Annotated in this window: 6 protein-coding genes, 1 tRNA gene and 1 pseudogene; 3 read left to right on the top strand and 5 right to left on the bottom strand. The window is 74.3% G+C overall.

Translation table 11 applies throughout. The annotated features are described in order from the left end of the window. Window positions 1-161: pseudogene (locus tag AB0H81_RS43455) on the bottom strand (L-seryl-tRNA(Sec) selenium transferase); the annotation flags it as partial. 31 nt (window positions 162-192) lie between these two features. Next, window positions 193-286, bottom strand: a tRNA-Sec gene (locus tag AB0H81_RS43450). Window positions 287-350: 64 nt separating this feature from the next. On the opposite strand from AB0H81_RS43450, the gene selD reads away from it, so the two are divergent. From selD to AB0H81_RS43435, 3 genes are all read left to right on the top strand, one after another. After that, window positions 351-1439 (top strand): selenide, water dikinase SelD, encoded by a 1089-nt coding sequence (gene selD, locus AB0H81_RS43445; protein ID WP_358387961.1) that lies wholly within the window; start codon window positions 351-353, stop codon window positions 1437-1439. A 132-nt stretch (window positions 1440-1571) separates the two neighbouring features. After that, window positions 1572-2495, top strand: coding sequence for an NADP-dependent oxidoreductase (locus AB0H81_RS43440; protein WP_358387959.1), 924 nt, complete (start codon window positions 1572-1574; stop codon window positions 2493-2495). An 8-nt stretch (window positions 2496-2503) separates the two neighbouring features. Continuing rightward, window positions 2504-3433, top strand: coding sequence for an AraC family transcriptional regulator (locus tag AB0H81_RS43435; RefSeq protein ID WP_358387956.1), 930 nt, complete (start codon window positions 2504-2506; stop codon window positions 3431-3433). A gap of 168 nt (window positions 3434-3601) precedes the next feature. Here the strand turns inward: AB0H81_RS43435 and AB0H81_RS43430 are convergent, their stop codons facing one another. The 3 genes from AB0H81_RS43430 to AB0H81_RS43420 form a co-directional block, all read right to left on the bottom strand. Continuing rightward, window positions 3602-4522, bottom strand: coding sequence for an aminoglycoside phosphotransferase family protein (locus AB0H81_RS43430; protein WP_358387953.1), 921 nt, complete (start codon window positions 4520-4522; stop codon window positions 3602-3604). Between the two features lie 222 nt (window positions 4523-4744). Then, a complete protein-coding gene (locus AB0H81_RS43425) occupies window positions 4745-5182 on the bottom strand; it encodes a cytidine deaminase (protein ID WP_358387950.1) in 438 nt (145 codons plus the stop codon). Window positions 5183-5447: 265 nt separating this feature from the next. After that, window positions 5448-6106 (bottom strand): polysulfide reductase (locus AB0H81_RS43420; protein ID WP_358387947.1); only part of this gene is annotated, 659 nt, incomplete at its 5' end.

Here is a 6106-nt window from a genome sequence, read left to right as displayed (position 1 = left end):
AGCGCCGCCACGGCCGCGCCGGCCACCTCCTCGGGGCCGATCTCGCCGCGCCGGGCCCGCTCCTGTGCCCGCGCCACCGCCTCCTTGACGACCGTACGGCCCAGCCGCCCGGCGGCCTCGGCCAGGCGCGGGTCGGCGAGCACGGCGTCGGTACGGGGCACACGCCTTCGCGGGTCCACTCTCCGAACATAAGCGGAGGCGGACGGGAATCGAACCCGCCAGGCCGAGGACCTCGGCCTCGTCGGTTTTGAAGACCGCGGGGGCCACCAGGCGCCCAGACGCCTCCAAGGGAGAACCTACCCGCGGGCGGGTAGAGGTCGAGGCGGCACACCGACATGAAGGGGGCCGAGGTGAGCGAGGGCACGACGTCCACGGTCCCGCCGGGGCGGGAGGCGGTCCGGCTGACGCGGTACGCGCACGGCGGGGGCTGCGCCTGCAAGATCCCGCCGGGTGAGCTGGAGGCGGTCGTCGCCGCCCTGACCGGCCCGTCCCGTCCGCCGGGCGCGGGCGGTCCGCCGGGCCCTTCCGCTGCGCCGGGACCGTCAGCTCCGCCGGGCGCGGCCGGTGAGCTGCTCGTCGGGCTGGACGACGGGGACGACGCCGCCGTGGTGCGCGTCGACGGCGGCCGGGCCGTGGTGGCGACCGCCGACTTCTTCACGCCCGTGGTGGACGACCCGTACGACTGGGGGCGGGTCGCGGCGGCCAACGCGCTGTCCGACGTGTACGCCGTCGGCGGCGAGCCCCTGGTGGCCGTGAACCTGCTGGGCTGGCCGCGCGGGCGGCTGCCGCTGGAGCTGGCCGCGGAGGTGCTGCGCGGCGGCCTGGACGTGGCGCGGGCGGCGGGCTGTCACGTCGCGGGCGGCCACAGCGTGGACGACCCGGAGCCGAAGTACGGCATGGCGGTCACCGGCCTGGCCGACCCGGCGCGGCTGCTGCGTCTCGACGCCGCCCGGCCCGGGCTGCCGCTGTCGCTGACCAAGCCGCTCGGCGTCGGGGTGCTGAACGCGCGGCACAAGGCCACGGGCGAGGTGTTCGAGCAGGCGGTCGCCGTGATGACGGCGCTGAACCGCGACGCGTCCCGGGCCGCCCTGGCCGCCGGGGTGGAGTGCGCCACGGACGTGACCGGGTTCGGCCTGCTCGGCCACCTCTACAAGCTCGCCCGGGCCGGCCGGGTGACGGCGGTGGTGGACGTGGCGGCGGTGCCGTACCTGGAGGGCGCCCGGGAGGCGCTGCGCGACGGGTACGTGAGCGGCGGCACCCGCCGCAACCTCGACTGGGTGCGGCCCCGGCTCGACCCCGGCGGCTTCGGGGAGGACGAGCTGCTGCTGCTCGCCGACGCCCAGACGTCCGGCGGCCTGCTGGTGGCCGGTGAGATCCCCGGCGCGCCGGTCGTCGGCGAGCTCGTCCCCTTCGAGGGGTCGCACCTGAGGCTGCGCTGACCGCACCGCGCGGCGGGCATCCACGACAGGGTGAGACGCCGGGGTATGCGGCGAAGACAGCAGGCCATTCTTCGCACCGCCCGCCGTTCCTAGGGTTGGCCATGGCAAACCGACCAATGAGGAGCGTCCCCCATGCGTGCTGTCATCCAGAGTTCTTTCGGCGGCCCCGAGGTCCTGCGCGTCGCCGAGACCGAACGCCCCGAGCCGCTGTCCGGCGAGGTCCTGGTCCGGGTGCGGGCCAGCGGGGTGAACCCGGTCGACGCCGCCGTGAGGTCCGGCGCCTATCCGCTTCTCGGTCAGCCGCCGTTCGGCGTCGGCTGGGACATCTCCGGAGTGGTGGAGGAGGCCGCCCCCGGCGCCAGGTACAAGGTGGGCGACGAGGTGTACGGCATGCCGTTCTTCCCCCGCGCCGCGACCGGCTACGCCGAGTACGTGGCCACGCCCTCCCGCCAGGTGGCCCGCAAGCCCGTGTCCCTCGACCACGTCCAGGCCGCGGCCCTCCCGCTGGCCGGGCTCACCGCGTGGCAGGGGCTGGTGGACGCGGCCGGCCTCCTGCCGGGCGACCGGGTGCTGATCCACCGCGCCGCGGGCGGCGTCGGGCACCTGGCGGTGCAGATCGCCAAGGCCCGCGGCGCGTACGTGATCGCGCGGGCCAGCGCGGGCAAGCACGAGTTCGTCCGCTCTCTCGGCGCCGACGAGGTGATCGACTACCAGGCGGTCGACTTCACCGAGGCGGTCCGTGACGTGGACGTCGTCCTCGACTCCAACGCGCTGGGAGTGAGCTCGCTGGCCGTGCTCAAGCCCGGCGGGATGCTCGTGAGCATCATGGAGCACTGGAACGCCGAACTCGCGGCGCGGGTGGAGGCCGCGGGGCGCCGCTTCGCGGGGGTGTCGGTCGAGCCCGACTACGCGGCGCTGGAAGCCATCGCCGCGCTGGTCGACGCCGGCGCGATCCGCCCGTACGTCCAGGAGACCTTCCCGCTGGAGGACGCCGCGAAGGCCCACGAGGTGCTGGAGGGAGGACAGGTCCGCGGAAAGCTCGTCCTGACGGTATAAAGCAGGACATGGACATCCTGGCCGAAGCTCTGGAGTCGATGCGGACCGGACGTCCCACCTCCGTCCGCACCGACGGTCACGCGCCGTGGGGGTTGCGGCTGCCGCCCGCCGCGGGCGCCGGCTTCCACGTGGTGCTGCACGGCTCGTGCTGGCTCGTCCCCGTGGACGCCCCGCACCTGGAGCCGATCCCGTTGAGCGTCGGCGACGTGCTGTTCCTGCGCAGCGGCTCCCGCCACGTCCTGGCCGACCATCCCAGCACCCCGGGCGAGGTGCCGGGACCGGAGCGCTACACCAAGGCTCCGCCGATCGGGTCGGTCGTGCTCGGCGACAGCGGACCGCGCACCACCCTGCTCTGCGGCAACTACCATCTCGACATGGCCAGGCCGCATCCGGTGGTCCGGCAGCTGCCCGAGGTGGTCCACCTGCGCGCACGGCACGGCCGCCATGCCGAGCTGAACGCCGCGGTCCAGCTGCTCGGCGCGGAGCTGGAGAATCCGCGCATCGGCTCGGAAGGCATCGTGCCGGCGCTGATCGACTCGCTGCTGCTGTACATCCTGCGCGCCTGGCTGGAGGACCAGCCCGCCGAAGCCGAGGGCTGGTCCGCCGCGCTCCGCGACCCGGCGGTCGCCCCGGCGCTGGCGGCCATCCACGACACCCCCTCGGCTCCGTGGACGGTCGAGTCGCTGGCCGTACGGTCCGGGCTCTCCCGCGCCGCCTTCGCCCGGAGATTCACCACCCTGGTCGGCGAACCGCCCATGGCCTACCTGACCCGCTGGCGCATGACGCTGGCCGCCAAGCTCCTGCGCGACTCCGACGTCCCGCTGCTCACCGTCGCCGCCCGCACGGGCTACAGCACGGAGTTCGCCCTGGCCAGGGCGTTCAAGCGGGAGTACGGCATCGCCCCCGGCGGCTACCGCCGCCAGGCCAGGGCCGCCTGACGGACTCACCCGGGCGGGACACCGGCATCTCCCGCGACGTCGCCGGAGAGCGAACCGGCCGGCCAGTCACCTGAAGGTCGTTGAGACACGTCAGGCAGGCAGACCTCGGCCTGCCGGGCCTCGTGGGGTCCGGAACGAGGGCATCCGAGCGTGCGGAGAGGCGATCGGTCAGTGATGGGCCGTTGCGATGAGGCGCCGCAGTGCGGCGTGGGCGGGTGGGCCCCACGTGGCCTTGCCGCCCCGGCGCCCGCGGACGCCGGCTTCTCCGATGAGGATGCCGCTGAGGGCGTGTCCCACCGCCCATCCGCGGGCGCGGCGCAGGGTCGCGGCGTCCGGGGCCGGCCGGTAAGCGGCATGGAAGCGGTCGGCGGCGCCGTCCGGCAGCAGGATCCACGCGGCGGCGAGGTCGCAGGCCGGATCGCCGGCGCAGAGGTCGCCGAAGTCGATCACGCCGCAGATGGCGCCGTCCGCGCTGAGGACGTTGGCCGGGTGCAGGTCGCCGTGGAGCCAAAGCGCCGGGCCTGCCCAGCCGGGCGCGGCGGCGGCGTCGTCCCAGACAGCGCGGACGGCGTCCGGGTCCGGGACGAGCCCCAGCTCAGTGGCCGAGGCCAACTGCTTGGCAAACCCTTCAGAGCAGTCGGCCAGCACCCCTCCGCGGTTGAAGCGGCCGGCGGGCGCCTGTTCGGGGGCGGGTTGGTGCAGAGCCGTCAGGAAGGCGGCCAGGACGTCGGCAGCCTCCGCGGCGCGCGTGATCGGAGCGCGGTCGGCAGGCTCGCCCGGCACCCAGGTGGTGACGATCCAAGGTCGTGGAAACAGAGCGGAGGGCTCACCGAGGCGCTGCGGGACCGGAACCGGCAGCGGGAGGCGCGGAGCCAGGGCGGGCAGCCAGATGTGCTCCTTGAGCAGTAACTCGTCCGCGTCCTTCGTCGCCCAGGGCAACCGGACGGCGAGGTCGTCGCCGAGCCGCCAGAGCTGGTTGTCCCAGCCGCGCGCGCCGAGCCGCAAAGGACGATCGGCGAGGTCGGGGTGCTGGTCGCGCAGCAGATCCCGCACCAGCTCCGCGCTGATCTCGATCTCGGTGTGAGTCATGCGGAGCAACAGTAGCCGGATGGCGGCCCGCCGTTCTCTGCCCGGTTCCAGGCTCTGGCCGGCCGGACGGGTGGGAATGCGCGGTGGCGCGCCACAGGTGCCGGCCGGCCTCGGGTTCCCTCAGCGCCACTTCGGCGATCGCATCTCCGTGAGCCACCCCACCGGGAAGGAAGGTCCGAGAGCTGGATCTCCCACCCGACGTACCGGTGACGGCCTTGGGCTTCAGCTCGTGCTGAGCGTTGCGCTCGCCTCAGCGTCGAGCTGGTGGTCCGCCCAGATGTAGCTCTCGGGAAGCAGGTGGGAGATGGGCACCATCCGGAGGCCGTCGTCTGTCCCGACGATCACCTCGAGGGCCGGGAAGTAGTCGAGAAGGACCTGGCGGCAGCGGCCACATGGGGGTACGACGCCCCGGTCTCGGTCACCCACGGCGACGATGGTGTCCAGTTCGTAGGCGCCCTGGGCGGCAGCGGTGCCGATCAGGACCAGCTCCGCGCAGGGGCCTCCGGTGAAGTGATAGGCGTTCACCGCGGTGACGATCCGGCCGTCCCGGGCGCGGGCGGCAGCCGCCATGGTGTGGTTGTCGCCCCGGCAGCGTGTGGCCGCGACGTGCGCCGCCGCCCGGATCAGTTCGTGGTCGACACGGTCGGTCTGTGTGGTCATCTTCTCTGCCTTCTTGCATGGCCAGGTTTCTTGCACGGTCAGGCGACGTCGGCCCTGTCGACGACGAAGCGTCGGCGCCGGTCGTCGACGTAACGGCGGATCATACGGCCCTGCTTCTCGTGACCGGCCCCACGTGAGTGGCGCAGGGTTGGCACTCATCCGTGAAGTGCCGGCCCGCCATGCCGCGATCATCCCCGTCACACTGAGCCCTCGCAGACTCACGCGAAGCGCGTCCGTCGTGAGGACCGTGCTTGTGGGTTCCTGGTCAGGAGGTGGCGGACAGGCGTTCGCGCTGGGGCACGATCGTGTACGCCGGGTCGGCGGCCGAGGCGCGGCCCGCTTCCAGGACGCCGAAGCGTGTGCACAGGGAGCCCGCCGTGAGGGCGAGGCCGGACAGCGTGGTCAGGGCGCGGCTGCGTCCGGCGACGGCCGCGAGCAGCCCCCCTCCGGCCGTCAGCAGGCGGGCGGCCCTCATGAGGCGGCCCGCCCGGCCCTCCCGGTACGGGCGGCCGACCATGCCGAGCCGCCGCTCCATGACCGCGCCCGCCGCCGTCTCCAGGGCTGCTCCCAGCGCGGCCACCGCCCTGGCGGGACCGGCCTGGGCCCGCGGCGTGCCGAGCATGGCGACCGCGCCGGCGGCGGCCATCGCACTGCCCGCGAACAGGAACGGCAGCTCCCGGTACGCCTCGTGCCAGGCGGGCACGGCCGTGTCGGCGATCAGGACGGCGGTGTAGGTGGCGGTCAGCGGGCCGGTCAGGGCGGTGGCCAGCAGGGCCGCGTCCCCGGCGGCGCCCAGCAGGGCCGCGCCTCCGGCGGCGGGCAGGAGCGCGGCCAGGTCGGCGGACGCGGCGGCGGCCGACAGGCCGCTCTGGGCGGCGAGGATCCACGAGCCGACGCTCATCGGCGAGGTGGGCTTGAAGACGC

The sequence above is a fragment of the Nonomuraea sp. NPDC050691 genome (assembly GCF_040654455.1).
GTDB lineage: Bacteria > Actinomycetota > Actinomycetes > Streptosporangiales > Streptosporangiaceae > Nonomuraea.
This window is presented reverse-complemented; position numbering and strand designations above follow the sequence as displayed.

Bases quoted from the DNA above. Each gene is read 5' to 3' on its own strand.
- AB0H81_RS43440 (WP_358387959.1), top strand. From the start codon at position 1,572: ATGCGTGCTGTCATCCAGAGTTCTTTCGGCGGCCCCGAGGTCCTGCGC.
- AB0H81_RS43435 (WP_358387956.1), top strand. From the start codon at position 2,504: ATGGACATCCTGGCCGAAGCTCTGGAGTCGATGCGGACCGGACGTCCC.
- AB0H81_RS43430 (WP_358387953.1), bottom strand. From the start codon at position 4,522: ATGACTCACACCGAGATCGAGATCAGCGCGGAGCTGGTGCGGGATCTG.
- AB0H81_RS43425 (WP_358387950.1), bottom strand. From the start codon at position 5,182: ATGACCACACAGACCGACCGTGTCGACCACGAACTGATCCGGGCGGCG.